At 71.8% G+C, this 22,246-nt stretch carries 13 protein-coding genes; 9 read left to right on the top strand and 4 right to left on the bottom strand.

Going from position 1 to position 22,246, the window contains the following annotated elements; all coding sequences use genetic code 11:
* Window positions 1–6: 6 nt before the first annotated feature.
* Both ACZ6S0_RS08665 and ACZ6S0_RS08670 read right to left on the bottom strand, forming a co-directional pair.
* A complete protein-coding gene (locus ACZ6S0_RS08665; RefSeq protein WP_465914723.1) occupies window positions 7–1,167 on the bottom strand; it encodes a branched-chain amino acid ABC transporter permease in 1,161 nt (386 codons plus the stop codon).
* 591 nt (window positions 1,168–1,758) lie between these two features.
* The gene (locus ACZ6S0_RS08670) at window positions 1,759–2,103 is read right to left on the bottom strand and encodes a PaaI family thioesterase (RefSeq protein ID WP_465915236.1); all 345 of its coding nucleotides are present in this window, start codon (window positions 2,101–2,103) and stop codon (window positions 1,759–1,761) included.
* 173 nt (window positions 2,104–2,276) lie between these two features.
* Between ACZ6S0_RS08670 and polA the strand changes: the two genes are divergently transcribed.
* The 8 genes from polA to ACZ6S0_RS08710 all read left to right on the top strand — a co-directional run bounded on the left by polA (window position 2,277) and on the right by ACZ6S0_RS08710 (window position 14,560).
* Window positions 2,277–4,967, top strand: a complete 2,691-nt coding sequence (gene polA / locus ACZ6S0_RS08675; protein WP_465914725.1) for a DNA polymerase I — start codon at window positions 2,277–2,279, stop codon at window positions 4,965–4,967.
* A gap of 79 nt (window positions 4,968–5,046) precedes the next feature.
* A complete protein-coding gene (locus tag ACZ6S0_RS08680; protein ID WP_465914726.1) occupies window positions 5,047–6,171 on the top strand; it encodes a polysaccharide deacetylase family protein in 1,125 nt (374 codons plus the stop codon).
* A 192-nt stretch (window positions 6,172–6,363) separates the two neighbouring features.
* The gene (gene rpsA / locus ACZ6S0_RS08685) at window positions 6,364–7,851 is read left to right on the top strand and encodes a 30S ribosomal protein S1 (protein WP_465914728.1); all 1,488 of its coding nucleotides are present in this window, start codon (window positions 6,364–6,366) and stop codon (window positions 7,849–7,851) included.
* Between the two features lie 209 nt (window positions 7,852–8,060).
* A complete protein-coding gene (locus tag ACZ6S0_RS08690) occupies window positions 8,061–9,197 on the top strand; it encodes an epoxide hydrolase family protein (RefSeq protein ID WP_465914730.1) in 1,137 nt (378 codons plus the stop codon).
* A gap of 1,184 nt (window positions 9,198–10,381) precedes the next feature.
* Window positions 10,382–11,695 (top strand): alpha/beta hydrolase, encoded by a 1,314-nt coding sequence (locus ACZ6S0_RS08695; protein ID WP_465914732.1) that lies wholly within the window; start codon window positions 10,382–10,384, stop codon window positions 11,693–11,695.
* Window positions 11,696–11,710: 15 nt separating this feature from the next.
* Window positions 11,711–12,184, top strand: coding sequence for a GNAT family N-acetyltransferase (locus ACZ6S0_RS08700; protein ID WP_465914733.1), 474 nt, complete (start codon window positions 11,711–11,713; stop codon window positions 12,182–12,184).
* Window positions 12,185–12,268: 84 nt separating this feature from the next.
* Complete coding sequence (coaE, locus tag ACZ6S0_RS08705; protein WP_465914735.1) at window positions 12,269–12,871, top strand: dephospho-CoA kinase; 603 nt, start codon at window positions 12,269–12,271, stop codon at window positions 12,869–12,871.
* A 228-nt stretch (window positions 12,872–13,099) separates the two neighbouring features.
* Window positions 13,100–14,560, top strand: a complete 1,461-nt coding sequence (locus tag ACZ6S0_RS08710; protein WP_465914737.1) for a glycoside hydrolase family 43 protein — start codon at window positions 13,100–13,102, stop codon at window positions 14,558–14,560.
* A 35-nt stretch (window positions 14,561–14,595) separates the two neighbouring features.
* On the opposite strand, the gene ACZ6S0_RS08715 is transcribed toward ACZ6S0_RS08710, so the two are convergent.
* Window positions 14,596–20,163: a WD40 domain-containing protein gene (locus ACZ6S0_RS08715; protein WP_465914739.1), complete on the bottom strand. Its 5,568-nt coding sequence runs from the start codon at window positions 20,161–20,163 to the stop codon at window positions 14,596–14,598.
* A 57-nt stretch (window positions 20,164–20,220) separates the two neighbouring features.
* On the opposite strand from ACZ6S0_RS08715, the gene ACZ6S0_RS08720 reads away from it, so the two are divergent.
* The gene (locus ACZ6S0_RS08720) at window positions 20,221–21,393 is read left to right on the top strand and encodes an ArsB/NhaD family transporter (RefSeq protein ID WP_465914740.1); all 1,173 of its coding nucleotides are present in this window, start codon (window positions 20,221–20,223) and stop codon (window positions 21,391–21,393) included.
* Window positions 21,394–21,422: 29 nt separating this feature from the next.
* Here the strand turns inward: ACZ6S0_RS08720 and ACZ6S0_RS08725 are convergent, their stop codons facing one another.
* Entirely contained in the window at window positions 21,423–22,241 is an 819-nt protein-coding gene (locus ACZ6S0_RS08725; RefSeq protein WP_465914743.1) for an inositol monophosphatase family protein, read from the bottom strand.
* Window positions 22,242–22,246 lie beyond the last annotated feature (5 nt).

A 22,246-nucleotide genomic window follows, 5' to 3' on the forward strand; every position in this document is an offset into this window, starting at 1 on the left:
CCCCGATCAGCCGATCCGCTCGCGGCGGCCCAGGATGCCCTGCGGCCGGACGAGGAGCACGATGATGAGTACGGCCAGCGCGCCGACGCTCTTGAGCTCCGGCGGCACCCACAGGGTCGAGACCTGGATGAACAGGCCGACCACGAGCGAGCCCACCAGGGCGCCGAACGCGGTGCCGAGGCCGCCGAGCGTGACGCCGGCGAAGATGAGCAGCAGGATGTCCTGGCCCATCGTGTACTTCAGGTTCTGCGAGAGCCCGAGCATGATGCCGGCCAGTGCCGCGATGGCGCCGCCGAACGTCCAGATGATCCGGATGACCCGGTCGACGTTGATGCCGGACGAGGCCGCCAGCGCCGGGTTGTCGGCCACCGCGCGGGCGGCCTTGCCGGTGCGGGTGCGCAGCAGCGCGATGCCGACGATGATGAGGACCGCCAGCTCGATGCCCATGGCGACGAAGTTCTTGGGAGCGGCCGAGATGGGGCCGACCTGGATGCCGGGCTGGGCGGTGTACTGGGCGTACGCCTCGGTCTGGCCGCCGAAGAAGATCAGGAACACGTACCGCAGGAAGAGCGCCACGCCGATCGAGATGATCATCATGGCGATCGTGCCGGTGCCGCGCCGGCGCAGTTGCCCCCAGAAGAGCCGGTCCTGCAGATACCCGAGGACCGCGGCGACGGCGACGGCTATCACCGCCGCTGGGATGAGATGCAGCCCCATGCCGATGTTGAACGCGTAGGCCAGGATGGCGCCCAGGGTGACCAGCTCGCCGTGGGCGAAGTTGGTCAGGCCGGTGGTGCCGTAGATGAGCGAGAGGCCGAGCGCGGCGAGGGCGATGATCAGGCCGAGGTTGAGGCCCTCGAACGTGAGCTGCGCCGCCTGTGCCCAGAACGTGCTCCCGCCACCGCCGTCCCCCTGCTGCTGGTCCGCGGCACCCTTGGGCTGGAGCGCGAACAGCACCGTGGAGCAGTTGCCCTCGTAGACCGTCGGGGTGCGGACATTGGTGCCACCGCGCACTTCCGAGTTCTGTGGAAGACTGCTGACATCCAGGGTGACCTGGTACTTACCCGGTTTGTCGACCTGAACGTCCCACGTGCCTTGTGCGTCGGTTGCGACCTCCTTGACGGGTTGTCCGCCCTCGGTGGTCACGGCGATTTTGGCGCCGTTCACTGGCTGGCCTTGGAGTTTGAGTGTGCCCCTCAATCCCTGGCAATCGGCGGGGTCCGCGTGCGCGGGGCCGGCGATCAGGAAGATGAAGCCACTCAGAAAGGCCGTGAACGCGATCACGGCTCTGCGCAATGGTGCTCCCTCGGGTAGTCAAGGCGGGGTTGTGCCCCTCCATCTCGACATGCGCGCATCGCAGGCACAACTGGGATGCAATGGCGGGAGCTTATTCCTGCGACGCCCGTTTCAGTATGGTTCGTCACCAATTAGTGACATGCGTGTGTCACTCATGTGAGGAACCAACAACGCTGGTCAGGGGCTAAATCGGGGTATACACCTGGCGCTTTGAGAAACGAATCGGTAACGATCACGGAGAAAGGGTCGACGAACCCGCGGGGCGGCCTTTGGGGCCGTGTAGGGGCTTACCCTGCCGTACGCGGGAACCTCCGCGCTCGAACGGGACCGAACACGTTTTCTACTGGGCCTCCCCGCGGGCTCTGGTGGGGACCACCGTAGCGACCCGTGGGGGCCGCGTGCAAAGGATCGGTCAAAGTGACGCCAGGGTCACGCCAGGGTCACGCCACGGTCACGTCATGGTCAGCGGTCGCGCAGCATGCAGGTGAGGCGGGCGGTGCACACGCGCCGTCCCCGCTCGTCGCTGATCTCGACGTCGTACGTCGCCAACGTGCGACCCCCGTGCAACCGCGTCGCGACACCCGTGACGTGACCCGACGTCGCCGAGCGGTGGTGGGTGGCGTTCAGCTCGATCCCCACGGCGATGCGCTCGGGCCCGGCGTGGATGGCCGCCCCCGTCGAGCCCAGCGTCTCGGCGAGCACCGCGGAGGCCCCTCCGTGCAGCAGCCCGTACGGCTGCGTGTTGCCCGCCACGGGCATCCTGGCCACCACCCGCTCCGCGCTCGCCTCCAGGAACTCGATGCCCATCCGGTGGACGAGCGTGCCCTCGTGCACCGCGCCGAAGAACGCGGGATCCAGGAGGGCGGGGTCCGCGGACGCGGGGGCGGGTGCGGGGTCCGTGGGGCCGGTCTGCGTCAAAGGGACGCCTCCACTCTTCCGAGCTCAGGTTTTCTGTCGCAGACGCAGACTAGGCTGCCTCTGTGCCGAAGAGTGAAGTGACCCCCAGCCGCCCGTGCCTGTTGCTGCTCGACGGGCATTCCCTGGCCTACCGCGCGTTCTACGCGCTCAAGGACGCCAACCTCATGACCACCGACGGTCAGCACACCGAGGCGGTCTACGGGTTCACGTCCATGCTGACCAACGTCCTGCGCGACGAGCAGCCGACGCACGTCGCGGTGGCCTTCGACCGGTCGGAGCCCACGTTCCGGCACGAGGCGTACGCCGAATACAAGGCCAACAGGAGCGAGACGCCGGAAGACTTCCGCGGCCAGATGCAGCTCATCTACGAGCTGCTCGACACGTTGCGCATCCCGCGCCTGTCCAGGGCCGGCTTCGAGGCCGACGACCTCATCGCGACCCTGGCCACCCGCGCCGACGAGCAGGGCATGGACGTCCTGATCGTCACCGGCGACCGCGACGCGCTGCAGTTGGTCAACGAGCACGTCACCGTCCTGATGACCAGGCGCGGCATCAGCGACATGACCCGGTTCACGCCCGAGGCCGTCGAGGAGAAATACGGGCTCACCCCCGTGCAGTACCCCGACTTCGCCGCCCTGCGCGGCGACCCCAGCGACAACCTGCTGAGCATCCCCAGCGTGGGGGAGAAGACCGCGGCCAAGTGGGTGCGCGAGTTCGGCTCGCTGACCGCGCTCGTCGACCGGGTCGACGAGGTCAAGGGCAAGGTCGGCGACAAGCTGCGGGAGCACGTCGCCCAGGTGCTGATGAACCGCCGGCTCACCGAGCTGCTGCGCGACGTCCCCGTCGAGGCGGAGCTGGGCGACCTCCAGCAGGGCGAGTGGGACCGCGAGGAGATCAACAAGCTGTTCGACAGCCTGCAGATCCGCGGCGAGCTGCGCGAGCGGGTGTTCAAGGTGCTCGGCACCGGCGAGCAGGAGCCCGAGCAGGGCTTCGAGGTCGAGACCGTGCTGCTCGGCCCCGACCGGGTCGCCGGGTGGCTCTCCGCGCTCCCCGAGGGCCGTGCCGGGCTGGCGTTCAAGGGCTCCTACGGCAGCGGCACCGGCCGCATCGACGCCATCGCCGTCGCCTCGCCCGACGGCACCGCCGCGCACATCGACCCCGTCAAGCTCACCGAGGGCGACGAGGCCGCGCTGCGGGCCTGGCTGGGCGACGCGACCAGGCCCAAGGCCGTCCACGACGCCAAGGGGCCCATCCTGGCCCTGTGGGCGCAGGGCATGGAGCTGCGCGGCCTGAGCTGCGACACCGCCCTGGCCGCCTATCTGGCCATGCCGGGCCAGCGCACGTTCGCCCTCGAAGACCTCGCCCGCCGCTACCTCCACCGCGACCTGCGGGCCGAGGAGGAGCCCAGCGGGCAGGCCGCGCTCTTCGGCGACGACGAGGACGCCCCGGCCAAAGACCTCGCCCTGCGCGCCCACGCCGTGCGCGAGCTGGCCGAGGCCCTGGAGGCGTTCCTGGCCGGGCGGGGCGGCACCCAGCTCCTGGCCGACGTCGAGCTGCCGCTGCTGTCGGTGCTGGCCGGGATGGAGCAGTCCGGCATCGCCGTCGACAGCGAATACTTCACCGGGCTGGAGGCCGAGTTCGGGGCCGCGGTCAAGCACGCGGTGGAGGAGGCCCACCGCTCGGTCGGCGAGCAGTTCAACCTCGGCTCGCCCAAGCAGCTCCAGGAGATCCTCTTCGTCCGGCTCAACCTGCCCAAGACGAAGAAGATCAAGACCGGCTACAGCACCGACGCCGACCAGCTCGCCTGGCTGGCCGCCCAGACCGAGCACGAGCTGCCCACGATCATGCTGCGCCACCGCGACCAGCAGAAGCTGCGCACCACGGTCGAGGGCCTCATCAAGGAGATCGGCGACGACGGGCGCATCCACACCACGTTCAACCAGATCATCGCGGCCACGGGCCGGCTGTCGTCGGAGAAGCCCAACCTGCAGAACATCCCGATCCGTACCGCCGAGGGCCGCCGCATCCGGCAGAGCTTCGTGGTCGGCGCGGGCTTCGAGACGCTGCTGACCGCCGACTACAGCCAGATCGAGCTGCGCATCATGGCCCACCTGTCGGGCGACGAGTCGCTGATCGCGGCGTTCGAGTCGGGCCACGACTTCCACCAGGCCACCGCGGCGCGGGTGTTCGACCTGCCGCCCGAGCAGATCGACGGCGAGCTGCGGGCCCGCATCAAGGCGATGAACTACGGCCTGGCCTACGGCCTGTCCGACTTCGGGCTGGCCCAGCAGCTCAACATCCCGGTGGCCGAGGCGCGGGCGCTGAAGGAGGAATACTTCCAGGAGTTCGGCGGCGTACGCGACTTCCTGCACGCGATCGTCGCCCAGGCCCGCGCCGACGGCTACACCGAGACGATCATGGGCCGCCGCCGCTACCTGCCCGACCTCACCAGCGACAACCGTCAGCGTCGCGAGATGGCCGAGCGGATGGCGCTCAACGCCCCCATCCAGGGCTCGGCGGCCGACATCATCAAGGTCGCGATGCTCCACGTGCACCAGGCGCTGCGCGAGGAGGAGCTGACCTCGCGGATGCTGCTGCAGGTGCACGACGAGCTGGTGTTCGAGGTGGCGGCCGGCGAGCTGGAGCGGCTCACGCAGCTCGTCCGCGACCAGATGAACGCCGCCTACCACCTTCGGGTGCCGCTGGAGGTCTCCGTGGGCGTGGGGCGCACCTGGGAAGACGCGGGCCACTGAGGCGGGGCCGCCCGGACGGCGGCGCTCCGCGACTGTGTGAGCAACTGTGTGACCCCTTCACCGAACGGCCGGGAGTTTCGTGCGGCAACCAGCATCTCTCACGCGGATCGTCGGCATCGCGAACGTCCTGGTGATCGTCGTCGCCGTCGCCGGCCTCAGCCTGTTACCCGGCGAGCCCCGGCCGCACGGCGGGCAGGCCCGCACCGAGCCGAGCTCCGCCGGGCCGAAGGCGGCCGCCACGCCCGGGGGCAGCCCGGGGCCGCCGACCCCGTCCCCTGTCGGCCAGCCGCCCGGGGCCGTCGCCACCCCCGAGTTCGCCCGCCAGGTGCGCGCCAACGAGGCCGGGCTGGTGCCGGTGCTGATGTACCACCGCGTCCTGGCCAAGCGGATCGCCTCGCTCGACCGCACGCCCGCCCAGCTCAGGGACGAGCTGGAGAAGCTGGCCAAGAAGGGATACGTGCCGATCACCGCCAGGGAGTTCGTCACCGGCGACATCCGGGTGCCCGCGGGGAAGTTCCCGGTCGTGCTGACGTTCGACGACGGGCACCGCAGCCACTTCGGGCTCGACGCGGGCGGCGCGCCGCGGCCCGACACGGCCGTGGGCGTGATCGAGGACGTCGCGCGCCGATATCCGGGCTTCCGGCCGACGGCCACGTTCTGGATCAACCGCGAGCCCTTCGGGCTGCGCGACCGCGACGCGCAGGCGGCCGCCGTGCGGTGGCTGGTCGAGCACGGCTACGAGGTGGCCAACCACACCTGGAGCCACCCCGACCTGCGCCGTCTCAAACGCAAGAAGGTGCAGGAGCAGATCGTCCGGATCGAGCGCCTGCTCGGGAAGCTCGGCGCGCCGCCGTCGGAGACGATGGCCCTGCCGTACGGGTCGCTGCCCCGGGGCAAGAAACCGGCCAGGACCGGGTCCTGGGACGGCACGCGGTATGATTTTGCCGGAGTGTTCCTCGCCGGGGCCGAGCCGTCACTTTCGCCGTACGCGAAAAAGTTTGACCGCGGGGCGATCCAGCGCATCCAGAGCAACGGCAAGAAGGGCGAGTGCCGCAAGTGGTGCTCGCAGTACTGGCTGGAGTGGCTGGACAAGCACCCTGGTGAGCGCTTCGTCAGCGACGGCGATCCGGAGCGGATCTCCATGCCGGAGAAACTTCGAGGTAATATCGTCCTCAAGCGAGGGCGTGAGGTCATCGTCTATTGACTCCTCCCCGGATTGACCCCGTGGCGAAGGTCTCATATGCTGATCGCTGCGCTGTGGGCTCGCGCGCGCCTCAGACGGAGCGGGCTCGCGCTCGGTCACGTCGATGTCGTAATTCCTCGGCTTGATGCGGAAGAGGGCCTGCCGCGCATCCGCCACATCGACATCCTGTCCGCGTTCGGAGCAATTCCACACATGACGTCCAGCACTGAGGCCACCTCGAGCACCCCGCAGGTAGCGGTCAACGACATCGGGTCCGAGGAAGCCTTCCTCGCGGCGATCGACGAGACCATCAAGTATTTCAACGACGGCGACATCGTCGAGGGCACCGTCGTCAAGGTCGATCGAGACGAGGTTCTTCTCGATATCGGCTACAAGACCGAGGGTGTCATCCCCTCGCGCGAGCTTTCGATCAAGCACGATGTCGATCCTGCTGACGTCGTGGAAGTCGGAGAGCACGTCGAAGCCCTGGTCCTCCAGAAGGAGGACAAAGAGGGCCGCCTGATCCTGTCCAAGAAGCGGGCTCAGTACGAGCGCGCCTGGGGCACGATCGAGAAGATCAAGGACGAGGACGGCATCGTCACCGGCACCGTCATCGAGGTCGTCAAGGGTGGTCTCATCCTCGACATCGGCCTGCGCGGCTTCCTCCCGGCGTCCCTGGTCGAGATGCGCCGTGTGCGCGATCTGCAGCCGTACGTCGGGCGTGAGCTCGAAGCCAAGATCATCGAGCTCGACAAGAACCGCAACAACGTGGTCCTTTCGCGCCGTGCCTGGCTCGAGCAGACGCAGTCCGAGGTTCGCCAGACGTTCCTCAACACCCTTCAGAAGGGGCAGGTCCGCAAGGGCGTCGTCTCCTCGATCGTCAACTTCGGCGCGTTCGTCGACTTGGGCGGCGTAGACGGCCTGGTCCACGTCTCCGAGCTGTCCTGGAAGCACATCGATCACCCGTCCGAGGTGGTCGAGGTCGGCCAGGAGGTCACGGTCGAGGTCCTCGACGTCGACATGGAGCGCGAGCGCGTCTCCCTGTCGCTCAAGGCCACCCAGGAAGACCCGTGGCAGCAGTTCGCCCGCACCCACCAGATCGGCCAGGTCGTGCCGGGCCGCGTCACCAAGCTGGTGCCGTTCGGTGCGTTCGTCCGGGTCGAGGAGGGCATCGAGGGTCTGGTGCACATCTCCGAGCTGGCCGAGCGGCACGTGGAGATCCCCGAGCAGGTCGTCCAGGTCGGCGACGAGATCTTCGTGAAGATCATCGACATCGACCTCGACCGTCGTCGCATCAGCCTCTCGCTGAAGCAGGCCAACGAGGGTGTCGGCACCGAGGTCGAGTTCGACCCGACCCTCTACGGCATGGCGGCCACCTACGACGACCAGGGCAACTACATCTACCCCGAGGGCTTCGACTCGGAGACCGGGGAGTGGCTCGAGGGCTTCGACAAGCAGCGTGAGGAGTGGGAGCGGCAGTACGCCGAGGCCCAGCAGCGCTTCGAGGCCCACAGGAAGCAGATCGAGGAGGCCCGCAAGGCCGAGGCGGAGGCCGGCGAGGCCGCTCCCTCGTCCTACAGCGGCGAGACGCAGCCCCAGCAGGGCGGCGGCTCCACCTCCTCCACCCCGGCCAGCGGCGCGCTCGCCTCTGACGAGGCGCTCGCGGCTCTGCGCGAGAAGCTCGCGGGTGGGCAGAGCTGAGGTCCTCCTGAGGGTCTCAGCCGCTGCCCGGTGATCACGGGCAGGAAGTAGGTCGTCAAGGCCCCGCACGGGAAACCGTGCGGGGCCTTTTCGCGTTGGTGGGGGCCTTTGGGTGCTCGCGTGCTGCCGCAGGAGGTCTGAAGGGACGGGGACCGGCCGGAGGTGAACGCGGAACGAAATGTTCCGCATTGAGGGCTACGGTGCTGGTCATGAACGAAATCCAGCCTTTCCTTATCGACATCCCGCAGACCGACCTCGACGACCTGTACGACCGCCTGAGGCGTACCAGGTGGGCGGCGCAGTTGCCCGGCGGGTGGAGCAGGGGCGTGCCGGTGGCCTACCTGCGCGAGCTGGCCGCGTACTGGGCCGACGGGTTCGACTGGCGCGCCCAGGAGGCCCGGCTGAACGCCTTCCCGCAGTTCACCACCGTCATCGACGGCCAGACGATCCACTACCTGCACGTACGCTCGCCCGAGCCCGGCGCGCTGCCGCTGATCATGACGCATAGCTGGCCGAACACCGTGGCCGAGTTCCTCGACGTGATCGGGCCGCTCACCGACCCGCGCGGCCACGGCCTCGACCCCTCCGTCGCCTTCCACGTCGTGGCGCCGTCGCTGCCCGGGTTCGGGTTCTCGCCGTTCCCGGAGCCCGCCGACCAGCGGCCGTGGAGCATCGAGCGGGTGGCGCGCACCTGGGCCGAGCTGATGAGCCGGCTCGGGTACGAGCGCTACGGCGCGCAGGGCAACGACGCGGGCGCCCTCGTCACGCCGCAGCTCGCGGTCCTGGCCGCCGAGCACGTGGTCGGCTCGCTCATCACCGCCGGGCTCGGCATCCCCACCGGCAAGCCCGGGGAACTGGACGAGGCCAGTGCCGAGGAGCTGGCCGAGCTGGAGGTGATGGCCGGGCGGATGTCCGGGGGCAGCGGGTACGGGCCGTACCTGGCGGCCAGGCCGCAGACGCTCGCGTACGGGTTCGCCGACTCGCCGGTGACGCAACTCGCCTATCTGGTGGAGAGGTTCAAGGAGTTCGACGGGTGGGACGCGCCGGAGGCCGAGCACATCGCCAGGGATCTGGTGCTCACCAACGCCAGCCTGTACTGGTTCACCGGCACCGGCGGGTCGTCGTCCTGGACGTACTACGACGGCGCGGCCGGGCTGCCCATCGAGCAGACCGTGGTGCCCTCCGGGGTGACGCACGGCGGGCCCTCGGTGCTGAGGCGGATCGCGGAACGCGGTAACGACCTCGCGTACTGGGGGCAGGGGCAGAGCCCCAGTCACATGGTGGCCATGGCGGCGCCCGAGTCGCTGGTGAACGGTATACGGGAATTTTTCGGGACACGGCGCTGAAGGGGGTGCAGATTTTACCTCCGGCCTCGGTAAGGCACTGATCCGCGCGGCCGGGCGCTGGGACACTGGGCTGCGTTTTGTGACGGCTGTGACCCTCGGGGGCGATGCACATGAACGTGGTTCAGTGGGCGCGGCGCCGTCAGGGGGGTCGGCGGGGTCAGGGGCTTTGGTGGGGTCAGGGGCTTTGGTGGGGTCAGGGGCTTCGGCGGGTCTGCCGTGTCGCCTGGGTACGTGACCTTGGGGCGGCCCGTCGTGATGGGGTGGCCCGTCGTGATGGGTCGGCTCCTCGTGTCGCGTCGGGTCCTCGTGTTGCGTCGGGCTCCGCGTCGGGCTCTCGTGTCGCGTTGGCTTGTCGTGAGGGGTCGGCCTGTGGCCTTGGGTCGGCTCGTCGCCTTGGGTCGGTCCGTGGCGTTCGTCGCATCTGGCGTGTCTTGTCGATGGGGCGCGTTCAGTGGATGCGGCGCCTTTTGCTGGTGCGCCGGGTTGGGCGGATGCGGTGTGATCCGTCGGTGGGTCGCGTTCCGTGGGCGACGCGCGTTCGGTGGGCGCGGCGGATCGGCCGGGCGGCGGTCGCTATGATCGCCGCCACCGCCACTGCCGCCGCGATTGTCGTCGCCGTTGTCGTTGGCGGCTCGGGGATGTCGGATGCCGGGGCCTCGGCTCGCGGGAGGGTGGGGCCCGGTGTGGGCGGGCCCTCAGCGGTGGGGTCCGAAGCGGGTGGGCCATCAGCAGGTGAATCCGTAGCGGGTGGGCCTTCATCGGGTGGGCCTTCATCGGGTGGGCCTTCAGCGGGTGAATCCGTAGCGGGCGGGCCCTCAGCGATGGGCGCCCACCCCGTTCGGCCTGCCCCCGCCGACTTGGGCGGGGACGGGGGCGGACTCCCTGCGCCCGCCGGTGGCCTGGGTATGGCGGGCGGCCGATCCTTGGCGTTCGCTGGGGGTCTGGAGGCGGCGGTCCCGGTGTCGGCTGGTGGCTTGGGCGGGGCGGGGGGCCGATTCGGGGCATCTGCTGGTGGCTCGGGTGTGGTGGGTGGTGGCTTTTCCGGGCTCGACGGTGGGGCGGGTGGTGCTTGGGGGGTGGGGAAGTGGGCTGGGGGTTTTGGGGGTGGGCGTGTGGAAGGGCGTGGGTGGGGGTGGGAGGGGTGGTGGGACTGTGGGGATGGGTTGCAGTGCGGGAGGTTGTCGGTGCCGGTCGACTGGGCTCGGCCGGGCGGCGCCCGTACGGAGATCGATCTGGCCAGGATGCCTGCCCGTGACCCGGTCCGGAGCATGGGGGCGCTGGTCGTGAACACGGGGGAGGGCTCCACCGTGCAGGGGGTGCGGCACCGGCCCGACACCGTCAGCGAGCTGGCCCGGTGGTTCGACGTGGTGCTCGTGGAGCCGCGCGGCATCGGTGACCGGGGGAGTCCGGCCATGGTGCGGTGTTCCGTGCCGCAGCCCGACCCCCGCAGGCTCCAGGTGACCCCTGGGCGGGCCGCGTGGCGTGCGTACGCGCGTGACAACGCCGCCTACGACCGCAGTTGCCGCATCGCCGCCGGACCCGCCTACGCGGGCCTCACGTCCTGGCAGGTGGCACACGACCTCGACGCCCTGCGTGCCGCCCTCGGCGAGCGGCGGCTGCGGTACTTCGGCAACGGCTACGGGGCGGTGTACGGGCAGGCGTACCTGGAGCTGTTTCCGCGCAGGGTCGAGCGGATGTACCTGGAGGGCGTGCCCGACCATGGCGAGCCCGGCGTCGGGCGAAGGCTGATCGCCCACGCGCGGGCGGCCGAGCGGCAGTTGGCCCGGTTCCGCGACTGGTGTGCCGCGCACCTGGGCTGTCCCCTCGACGACGACGCCGTGTCGGTGCTCGACGGGCTGCTCGACGGGGCGCCCCTGCCCGGCCCAGGACGTACGCTGGACGGCCGCCGGATCGCCGCCGCCGTGTTCGCCGGGCTCGTCCCTCGGCGCTGGCCCGAGTTGGCGCGGGCGTTGTCGGCAGCCGAGGCGGGCGACGTGGGTCCGCTGGCCGCGATGGCGGCCGAGCCGCCGCCGGTCGCGCCCGCGACGGTGACCCGGTCGATGCTGTGCCACGACTTCATGCCCGCCGTGCCCGGCTACCGCCGGTTCCTGGCGATGGAGGAGCGGCTGCGCGCGGTCGCGCCCCGCGTGGGCTGGCTGAGCGGCCGCTACGAGGTCGGCCGCTGCCTGGGTCTGAGCGGACGCCCCGCCTGGCCGCCGCGCCCCGTTCACCTGGGCAAGGGCCCCTCGGTGCTCGTCGGCATCGGGCGGCTGGACACGGTCGGCCCCGCCTCCGCCTCCGCCCGCCTGGCCGCGCGGATCCCCGGCGCGACGGCGCTCTGGCACGGCGACGGGCACGGCGCGTACCTGGAGCAGGGGGCCGCCAAGCTCCGCGCCACCTGCCTGCGCGCCCGGGTGCACGCCTACCTCGTCAACGGCCGGCCGCCCCCGCCCCGCACCTTGTGCCCGGCGGAGCTGACGGCCGGTCACGGCTCCTGAGATAGGGTGGCGCGGGTGGTCATAGAAGCGGCTGTGGCGGCGGACGCGGGCGAGATCCTCACCCTGCAGCGGGCGGCCTATCTCAGCGAGGCCCAGCTCTACGGTGATCCGTACATCCCGGCGCTGGTGGAGTCGCTGGAGCAGGTGCGCAAGGTCATCGAGGGCGCGCTCGTGCTCAAGGCGGTCGACGCCGGGCGGATCGTGGGCTCCGTACGCGGGCGGTCGTCGGGCGCCACCTGCCTGGTCAGCCGCCTCGTCGTCGCCCCCGACCGTCAGGGGCAGGGGATCGGCACGGCCCTGCTGCGCGCCCTGCACGAGCGGGTGGCCGAGGCGACGGCGTTCGACCTGTCCACCGGCCACCTGTCCGACGGGCACCTGCGGCTCTGCCGACGCCTGGGCTACCGGGAGACCAGTCGCGAGCGCATGGACGACCACCTGACGATCGTGCACATGCGCAGGTCACCGGACCGGTCGCAGCCCGCGCGGTGACCCGCCGAGCCCTCGCCTCTTCGAGCCCGACCTGGCCGTATGCCGGGGTCGGCGGCTCGCGGTGAGGGTGGATAGGCTGCTCGGGTGCTGAAAATCGGGCTCACCGGCGGGATCGGCTCCGGCAAGAGCGAGGTGTCCAAGCGGCTGTCGGCCAAGGGCGCGATGGTGATCGACGCCGACAAGATCGCGCGTGAGGTGGTGGCGCCGGGCACGCCGGGGCTGGCGCGGGTGGTGGCCAGGTTCGGCGACGAGGTGCTCCATCCCGACGGTTCGCTCAACAGGGAGAAGCTCGGCTCGCTCGTCTTCGCCGACTCCGAGCAGCTCGCCGCGCTCAACGGGATCGTGCACCCGCTCGTGGGGGAGCGGGTGGCGCAGCTCCAGCGGGAGGCCGCCCCCGGCGCGATCATGGTCTACGACGTGCCGCTCCTGGTGGAGAACAAACTGGCCCCCATGTACGACGTCGTCATCGTCGTCGACGCCGCCGACGACCTGCGCATCAGGCGGCTGACCGGGCAGCGCGGCATGTCCGAGTCCGACGTCAGGGCCCGCATCGCCGCCCAGGCCACCCGGGAGGAACGCCTGGCGGCGGCCGACATCGTCATCCCCAACGAGGGCTCACTGGAGGAGCTGGACTCCCGGGTGGACGAGGTCTGGGGCGACCTGCTGCTCCGCGCCGCCGGAGGCTGAGACCGCGCGGAGGGCCACGGGCGTGAGCAGGGGCTGCCGCCGGGAGCGCAGGCTTGGCGCTCCTCCGCGCGGCAGAGCGCTGAAGCGGCTTGGCGCTTCTCCGCGCCGCAGAGTGCCGAAACCGGCCCGTGGGCGTGCCGGAGCTGCCGCCCGTCGCCCCGTTGACGGCATGACGTCCTTCCGTGACGATCGGAAAGATCGCCCGACAGGATCGTGGAAGGACCGCCGATGCCGCGTCCATCACTCCGGCGTGCCGCCTTGTCCGGCCTGGCCGTCGTCGTGAGCCTGATCGTCGCCACAGACCCCGCCATCGCCACAGACCCCGCCATCGCCACAGCCCCCGCCATCGCCACAGGCCCCGCCGTCCCCGCGGACGCGGCGGTGGGGTCGTTCCGTAACCCGGTCAACGCCGCCGCCGACCCCAGCCTGATGTACCACGACGGCAACTACTACGTGGCCACCACGCGCGGCGACCGGATCGGGATCTGGCGCTCGCCCAGCCTCGCCACCCTGCTGGCCGCGCCCGAGCAGGTCGTCTGGCGCGACGCCGACCCCGGCCGCAACACGCAGATGTGGGCGCCCGCCTTCCGCCACGTCGGATCCCGCTGGTACATCTACTACACCGCCTCCGACGGCGTGGACGCCAACCACCGCATGTACGTCCTGGAGTCGGCCGGCGACGACCCCATGGGCCCGTACGCGTTCAAGGCCAAGATCGCGGACTTCGGCGAGTACGCCATCGACGGCGAGCCGATCACCCACAACGGCGTGTCGTACTTCGTCTGGACCGGCCCAGGGCGGGGCATGGGCGGCCCCGCGCAGCTCTACATCGCCAGGATGAGCGACCCGTGGACCGTCACCGGCGGCCGGGTCGCCATCCCCGCCGACGGCGGCTGCGCCGAGGTGCGCGAGGGGCCGACCCCGCTCTACCGCAACGGCAGGACGTTCCTGACCTACTCCGCGTGCGACACCGGCAAGCCGGACTACCAGCTCTGGATGAAGAGCATCGCGAACGGCGCCGACCCCATGGTGGCCGCCAACTGGACGCAGCACCCGGGCCCGGTGTTCTCCCGCAACGACGCGACCGGCGTGTGGGGGCCCGGCCACCACTCGTTCTTCCGCTCCCCGGACGGCACCGAGGACTGGATCGCCTACCACGCCAAGAACACCGGCGTCTACACCTACGACTTCCGCACCACCCGCGTGCAACGGTTCACCTGGAACGCGGACGGCACTCCGAACTTCGGCCGCCCGCTGGCGGCCGGGGCCACCCAGCAGCTCCCGTCCGGCGACCCCGGCGCGGCCACGTCGGTGATCAACGACTTCGACGCGCAGGTGACGTACGCGGGCACGTGGCAGTCCGGCTCCGGCTGCGGCACCCAGTGCTTCTGGGGGAACGACCACTGGAGCGGCCAGGCCGGCGCGACCGCGACGGTCAGCTTCACCGGCACGCGGGTGGCCCTGCTGAGCGTGCGCGACCGGGGCAACGGCATCGCCGCCATCTCCATCGACGGCGGCCCCGAGCAGCGCGTGGACTACTACAGCGGCATCCGGGTGGGCGAGCAGCTCAACTACCTGAGCCCGGTGCTCGCGCCGGGGCCGCACACGCTGCGGGTGCGGGTGACCGGGGAACGCAATCCCGCCTCGGGCAGCACGGTGATCAGCATGGACCGGATCGAGGTGTACTGACCGCGCCCTGCCGGGACCGTGCCACGCCGCGACGCTCAGATGGGCGAGTCGAGCGGCACCTGCCGCACCCCCGGCAGGTACGCGTCCAGCTCCCCCAGCTCGAACCGCGACATGCCCACCACGTGCCAGAACTGCCCGCCGGGCTCGCCGTGGACCTTGTACCGGCCGTCGGGCGCCAGCGCGGCCCACCCCTCGGGCAGCGCGAGCAGGGTCGCCCGCCGCTCTCCGCCCGCCCAGAGGATCACCACGCCGTCGTCGCCGGCGCTGGCCAGCAGGTCGGAGACAGGGCTGAAGGCGACCGACCAGACCCGCCGGCTGTGCCCGGCCAGGACGTGCCGCGCCACGCCGGTCGCGGTGTCCCAGACGCGTACGAGCAGGTCGTCGCCGCCGGTGGCGATCCTGTCGCCGGAGGCGTCGAACGCCACGCTCCACAGCCGTCCCTCGTGCCGCAGCGTGTGCACCAGCCGTGGCTGCCACGCCTGGCCCGGCGGCAGCTCCCACACCATCGCCCTGCCGTCGTTGCCCGCGCTGGCCAGGTGGCGGCCGTCGGGGGAGAAGGCCACCGAGAAGACCCGGTCGGCATGCCCCTCCAGGGTGGCCACCCGGCCGCCGGTGGCCACGTGCCAGAGCCGGACGAGCTTGTCGTCGCAGCCGGTGGCCACATATTCGCCGTCGGGGCTGAACGCGATCGAGCGCACCCGCCCGCGGTGGTCCGTCAGGTTGACCACCAGCCGCCCGGTCGGGCGGTACCAGACGCGTACGCTGTCGTCGTCGTTGGCCGTGGCCAGCGCCTTGCCGTCGGGGCTGAACGCCTCGGCCCACACGTGGTCGGTCTCGGCGTGCAGCTCGCGCTCGTAGTCGCCGGTGGCGGCGTTCCAGAAGTGCACGCCGCCGTCGTTGCTGGAGGTGGCCAGCGTCGGGCCGGCGGGGGAGAAGGAGGCCGAGATCAGCCGGTCGGACGTGCCGGTGAACTCGCGTAGCCGCCGCCCGGTGCGCGGCTCCCACACGCGGACGATGCCGTCGTTGCCGCTGGTCGCCAGCATCGTGCCGTCGGCGCTGAACCTGACGGAGGAGATGCGCCGCCCGTGCCCGCGCAGCACCCGCTGGCTGTGGCCCGTCGCCGGATCCCACAGCCGCACGGTGCCGTCGTTGCTGCTGGTGGCCAGTTGCTGCCCGTCGGGGCTGTAGGCGAACGGCCAGACCGAGCTGCGGTGCCCGGTCAGCTCGACCCGCTGCCCGCCGCCGACGGGCTGCAGCCGCACCACGCCGTTGGCGTCGCCGCTGGCCAGCACCTGCCCGTCGGGGCTGAAGGTGACCTGGTAGACGGCCGCCGCGTGGGTGGTGTGCACGCCTCGGGACTCGCCGGACGGGCTCCACAGCCGTACGGCGCCCTTCGTGTCGCCGGAGGCCAGCAGCGAGCCGTCGGGCGAGAACGCCACGCAGTAGACGCTGCCCAGGTGCCCGGTCAGCTCGTGCAACCGGGTCCAGGTGGCGGTGTCCCACAACCGGACGGTGCCCGCCTCGTCGCAGGTGGCCAGCAGCCGGCCGTCGGGGCTGAGGGCGGCGCGGTAGACGCTGCCCCGGTGCTCGCCGAGCGTCTCCTTCATCTGCCCGGAGCCGAGGTCCCAGACCCGGACCACGCCCGCCGAGTCGCCGGTCACCAGCGCCGAGCCGCTGAAGCAGGCCGTGAAGACCGGCGCCCGGTGCCCGCTCAGCTCGTGCGCCAGCCGCCCGGTGGCGGTCTCCCACACCCGTACGACGCCGTCGCCGCCGCCCCCGGCCACCAGCTCGCCCGAGGGGTCGAGGCGCAGCGGCCAGACGCCGTCGGGATGGCCCGCGAGCTTGCGCAGGGGCTCGCCGGTCAGCGTGTCCCACAGCAGCACGACGCCGTCGCTCGCGCCCGTGGCCAGCAGGTCGCCGGCGAAGCCGACCGCGTAGACGCGGCCCCGGTGCCCCTGGAGCGTCCGCACGGGCGTGCCGCCCGCGCACAGCAGCACGCCGCCGTCCTCGTTGCCGACCGCGATCATGGCCCCGTCGGGGCTGTAGGCGATGGGCTCGGGCAGGCGGCTGGTGTCGAAGCGGTAGCCGTACGGGACGCCGATGCCGGCGGGCGCGAACTCCACCTCGACCGGCTGCCTCGGCACCACGGCCGCGCCCGGCAGGTGGGGCAGCGTGCCGGTCACGTCGATGAGCGAGGCCCGGTGCCAGCGGGCGCCCTCGACGGTCGCGTCGCTCAGGTCGACCCGGGTCAGCCGCGCGCCCGACAGGTCCGCGTCGCGCAGGTCGGCGCCGGTGAGCTGGGCGCCGTCGAGGCGGGCGCCCCGCAGCGCGGCCCCGCGCAGGGTGGCCCTGGACAGGTTGGTGCCGGCCAGCGTCGCCTCCGACAGGTCGGCGCCGGTCAGATCGACCTCCCGCAGGTCTCTGGCCGACAGGTCCTCGCCCTTGAGGTTGGCCCCGCGCAGGTCGGCGTGGGCGGGGGTGCGCAGCCTGGCGGCGATCTTGACCGCGTTGGCCCTGGACACGTCGTCGGGCGGCGGGTCGTTCACCCACGCCCGCAGCGCGCGTACGTCGGCCAGGTCGCACAGGAACTCCACGGTCAGCGCCGACAGCGGCCGGCGCGACAGCAGGACCGGGTTGTCCGCGGTGGCGGCGATGTGCCGGGCGATCAGCCACTCCATCACCGAGGCGTGGATGAACCCGAACATCCCCTCGTCGGTACGGACGAGCAGGCTCCCCGAGCCCATCCTGAACGCGGCGTGCGCGGCCGAGAGCTGCCCGTCGGCCAGGTCGGTCAGCGTCTCGCCGATCTCGGTCAGCTCGTCCAGGCCCAGCAGCGACTCGCCGGACTCCCACAGCCGCGCCGCCAGCGCGGTCACCGCCCGCCACAGCTCGTCGAGGGTCAGCCCGGCCGCCGAGCCGGGGACGCGCGCCCGCCGCTCCTCGAAGGCCAGCCAGGAGCCGAGGATCTCCTCGTACAGCAGGGCGGGGCTGATCGTGTGGCGGGCCTCGGCCACCGTACGCAGGCGGTCGGCGTCGAGGTCGGCGATGAAGCTGAGCATGCGCGGGTTCTGGGCCAGCGCCAGCAGGTCCTCGATCTCCCCCAGCAGCGACATGCGCGCGCGGGCCTCGTCGCCGCCGGAGAACCGGTTGGCCAGGTAGGAGCGGATCTGGTCGGGAGCGAAGTTCTGGACGGCGAGCACCCGCCGCTGGGGCAGCACCCCGACCATCTCGCCCAGCGAGGTCAGCACCTGGCTGTGCGACTTGAAGTGCTGGGTGCGGCTGGCCACCACGATCTTGGCCTTGTCGTCGGCCGCGGCCAGCAGCGTGGCCAGGTGGTCGGCCGCCCGGTCGTAGGTCAGCCGGGCCACCAGCTCGTCGAACCCGTCGAACAGCAGCACGATCCGGCCCTGCCGCAGCAGGTAGCGGAACGCCTTGAGGTCGATGAACTCCTCGCCGTGGCTCGCCAGGTGGGCCGCCACCAGCGCGTCCACCGACTGCGCCTTGTCGAGGGCGCGCAGCTCGATGAGGATCGGCGTCAGGTGCGGCAGCTCGGCCGGGATGCGGCGGGCCAGCTCGCGCAGCGCGAACGTCTTGCCGTGGCCGAAGTCGCCCAGCAGCAGCAGGAACCGGCCGTGGTCGGCGGCCAGCAGGCGCATCAGCTCGTCGGTCAGGCCGTGTCTGACCTGGCTGCCCGGGCGGTCCAGCTCGCGGTAGCGCTGGGGCACGTAGAGGGCGGGCGGGTAGCGGCGGTCGTTCGTCAGCCGGACGGTCTGCTCGGTGACGTAGCCGCTCAGGTCGAGCAGCCCCTGGAACTCGGCGAAGCTGCGCAGCCGCACACCCCTGCGCATCAGGTCGTCGCGCAGGGCCCGCGGCGCGGGCGGCCCCTGGTAGACCAGTTCGGCGGACAGGCCCGCCGCGTGCGCCCGCCGGACGAACTCCGCCGCCGCCTCCTCGGCCACCTCGCCCACGTGCGCGCCGATCATCATCTGCCGGACGAACCCGTCTTCGGGGTGGGTGACGACCAGGTGCGCGTCGAACCTGCGGATCCTGGCCCGCTCGTGCCGGGCCTCGCAGACCTCGGCGATGCGGTCGAGCAGCAGCTCGACCGGGGTGGGCTCGCGTACTTCCGGCTCTGGCGCTGGCGGCGGGAGCGCCGGGCTCTCGCCGCTGAACGTGGCCTGCGCGGCCCGCCAGCGGGCGCGGACCCGGTCGGGGCGCCCCTCGTCGGGCAGCCACGTGCGCAGCCCGTCGGGGCCGATCTCGACGACCTGGTGCCGCCCTGCGCGCGGCGTGGCCACCCGACCCTCGGCCGCCGTGCCCGTGCCGCCGTGGAAGAGCAGGTGGAGCCGGTGCCCCAGCAGGCGTTCGAACGTCGCCGCGTCTCTCAGCTCCTCCGGTGGGTGCCCCAGGGCGCCCAGGCGCAGCCACGCGCTCTCCTCGTACGGCCGCAGCCGCTCGGCGAACCAGGCCGCCTGGGCCTCCCCGAGCAGCGCGTACGCGTCGCGTTCCAGATGGCTCATCGCCATCGTCGAGTTGAGCCCGGCCACGACCACCTTCAGGTCGGGCACCTCGAACAGCGTCCACGGCTGCCCGCCGTCGAACACCCGGTCGTCCAGCCCCTGGTACACCTCGCCGAACAGCTTGGCGAAGTGGCGCCACTTGGGCCAGTAGGGCGGTTGCGGCCGCTCGTCGTCGGCCTCGCAGGTCATGAAGTACGCGCTGGCGGCGGCCTTGGTGACGTCGCGCGGGCCGGGCAGCAGGACGAGGCGGTGCGGCTCGAGCCCGATCAGCAGCCGCAGGTCGGTCACGAACCGCGTCGCCTGCCCGAACTGCCCCAGGCTGCCCGACTCGGTCAGGTCCCCGCTGACGACCATCAGGTCGGGGCGGGGCATGCCGCGGTCGTACATGGCGGTCAGGTCGGCCCAGATGCGCGCCTGCATGTCCTCCGGCGTGAACGGGTCGCCGGGGTCGGGCAGCGCCCGGCCGAACCGGGGCCCGCCGATGTGCAGCACGCTGATCGACTCGCGGGCCCGGCCGTCACCGGCCGACGGCGGGAACTTCGGCGCGGTGACCGGCGTGCGCCGGGCCCTGGACCGCTCGGCGGGCGGCGGGAGCGTCGGGGCGGGCGGCGGCGGGCGGGAGCCGTCGGGGAAGGCCGGCGCGGCCTCCGGCTTGGCCCGGCCGGACATCGCCTCTCTGACCCGGCCCAGCAGCAGCGCCCTGGCCTGCCCAGGGTCGGTGACGCCCAGCAGGTCGACCCAGGTGATCGTGGACAGCAGCCCTTCGAGCCGCACGTCCTCCAGCCTGATCGTGACGAGCTTGTTGGACGGGTGGTCGGGGTCGGCGCGCAGCGCGGCCTGCCACTCCAGGCGGCCGTAGCGGGAGCCCAGGTAGTTGCGCGAGAGCACGGCCACGACGAGCTGCGCCTCGCTGACCCCGCGGTCCATGAAGTCGATGAAGTTGGTGCCGGGCACGAAGTCCCACGCCTGGATCATGGTCTTGTAGCCCGCCGCCTCCAGCTCCCAGGCGATCCAGGTGGCCCAGGCCGTGTCGGCCGGGGAGTAGCTGACGAAGATGTCGGTCGGCCTGCCGTCACGTGCCATCTGCTCAGTATCCCCCGTGGGATCGGTGATTTGGAGTCCGTGTGCGATCATCGTCGGGTGGGGCGGCGTCTGGGCGTACTCGACTGGGTCAGGATCGGGCTGCTGGCTCTGGGCCTGGTCTTCCTGGTCACCGGGCTGCTGCCCTGGGCCCAGGCCGCCGAGAGCTTCGAGAGCGTCGGGCCGCTGCTGATCTTCCTGGTGGCGGTCATCGTGCTGGCCGAGCTGACCAAGGAGGCCCAGGTCTTCGACGCCATCGCGGCCAGGATGGCGGTGCTCGGGCGGGGCAACTACGCCGCGCTTTTCGTGCTCTGTACGGCCTTCGCGTCGTTCGTCACGATATTTCTGAACCTGGACACGACGGCCGTCCTGCTCACCCCCGTCATGCTCGCCCTGGCCCCCCGGGCCCGCATCGCCGCGCTGCCCCTGGCCATGACCACGATCTGGCTGGCCAACACCGCGAGCCTGCTGCTGCCGGTCTCCAACCTGACCAACCTCCTCGGCATGGACAAGATCGGCCTCGACGCCACGGAGTTCGCCGCCCGCATGTGGGCGCCCCAGGTCGTCTCGATCGCGGTGACGATGGCGTTCCTGTGGGTGTTCTTCTGGCGGCGCGGCGAGCGGCGCGACCTGCGCTACACGCCGCCGGTGCTGGAGCCGGTCGCCGACCGCGCGCTCTTCGCGGCGGCCTCGGCCGGCTGCCTGCTGTTCATCGTGCTGCTGCTGGCCGAGACACACGTCGCCGTCGCCGCCACCGCGGCGGCCGCCGTCGTGGTGGCGGCCTTCGTGCTGCGCGCCCGCGAGCGCCTGACGTGGAGCCTGATCCCGTGGCAGCTCGTCGTCCTGGTGACCGGCCTGTTCCTGGTGGTGCCCACGCTCAGCGCGCACGGCCTGTCCGGGCTGATGAGCTGGATGATCGGCGCAGAGGGCGACCCCTACCGCACGGCCGCCGTGGGCGCCGCGCTGTCCAACGCGATCAACAACCTGCCCGCCTACCAGGCCGTCGAGGCGGTCATCCCGGCCACCGATCCCGACCGCCTGCTGGCCCTGCTGGTCGGCACCAACGTCGGCCCGGTCATCACCCCGTGGGCGTCGCTGGCCACGCTGCTGTGGTTCGAGTCGTGCCGCCGCCACGGGGTGCGGGTGCCGATGCGCCGCTTCCTGCTCACCGGCGCGGGCCTGGCCGTCGTCGGGCTGGTGGCGACGGTGTGGGCGCTGGTCGCGTTCGCCTGAGGCGGCTTGACCGAGGTGGCGGACCGGCCTCAGCCCAGGAACGCCAGCAACCCCGGCAGGGCCCTGGGGTGGGCGGCCACGAAGCTGCGCTCGTCGGCCGGGGTGTCGATGCACTCCTCGTACGGCCCGCCGTCCAGCGCCCGGATCTCGATGCCCGCCTCCTGCGCCAGCAGCGCCCCGGCCGGCAGGTCGACCACCCCGGCCCGGTAACCGACGATGCCGTCGATGTCGCCGCGCGCCAGCATCGCCCACGCCAGCAGCGGCGCCCAGAGCTGAAGCACCCGGCGCGCGTTGAGGTCGAGCGCCGTCTTCAGCCGCCGTACGGTCGCGTCGTCCCTGGCCAGGCCGTAGCCCTGGGTCCAGGCCAGCAGCGGACCGTGCGGGCTCGGCGCGTAAGGGGCCGCCAGGCGCGCCCCCGAGGACGCCACCGCGCCCCCGCCGCGCACGGCCGACCACGTCTGCGCGGAGACCGGGTCGTGCACCACGCCCAGTTGGGGGCACCCGCCCCGGCAGAGCGCCACGCCGACCACGTACGCGGGCAGCCCGATGGCCACGTTGTTGGTGCCGTCGAGCGGGTCGACCAGCCACGTCCACTCACCTCCCGCCGCCCCCGCCAGCCCCGACTCCTCGGCGATCACCGTGTGCGACGGGTACGCCGTCAGTATCCGCTCCAGCAGCAGCTTCTCCGAGGCCAGGTCGAGATCGGTCACCACGTCGCCCGCCGCGCCCTTGGCCCGCACGCCCAGACCGGCCAGATCCTCTCCTGCGCCCCGCACGCCCTCCCGGAGCAGCGCTCCCGCCGCCTCGGCGGCTTCGACGGCGACCGTGCGAGCGTGATCCAGGTCCATCGGGT

The organism is Nonomuraea sp. NPDC051298, from assembly GCF_055586305.1.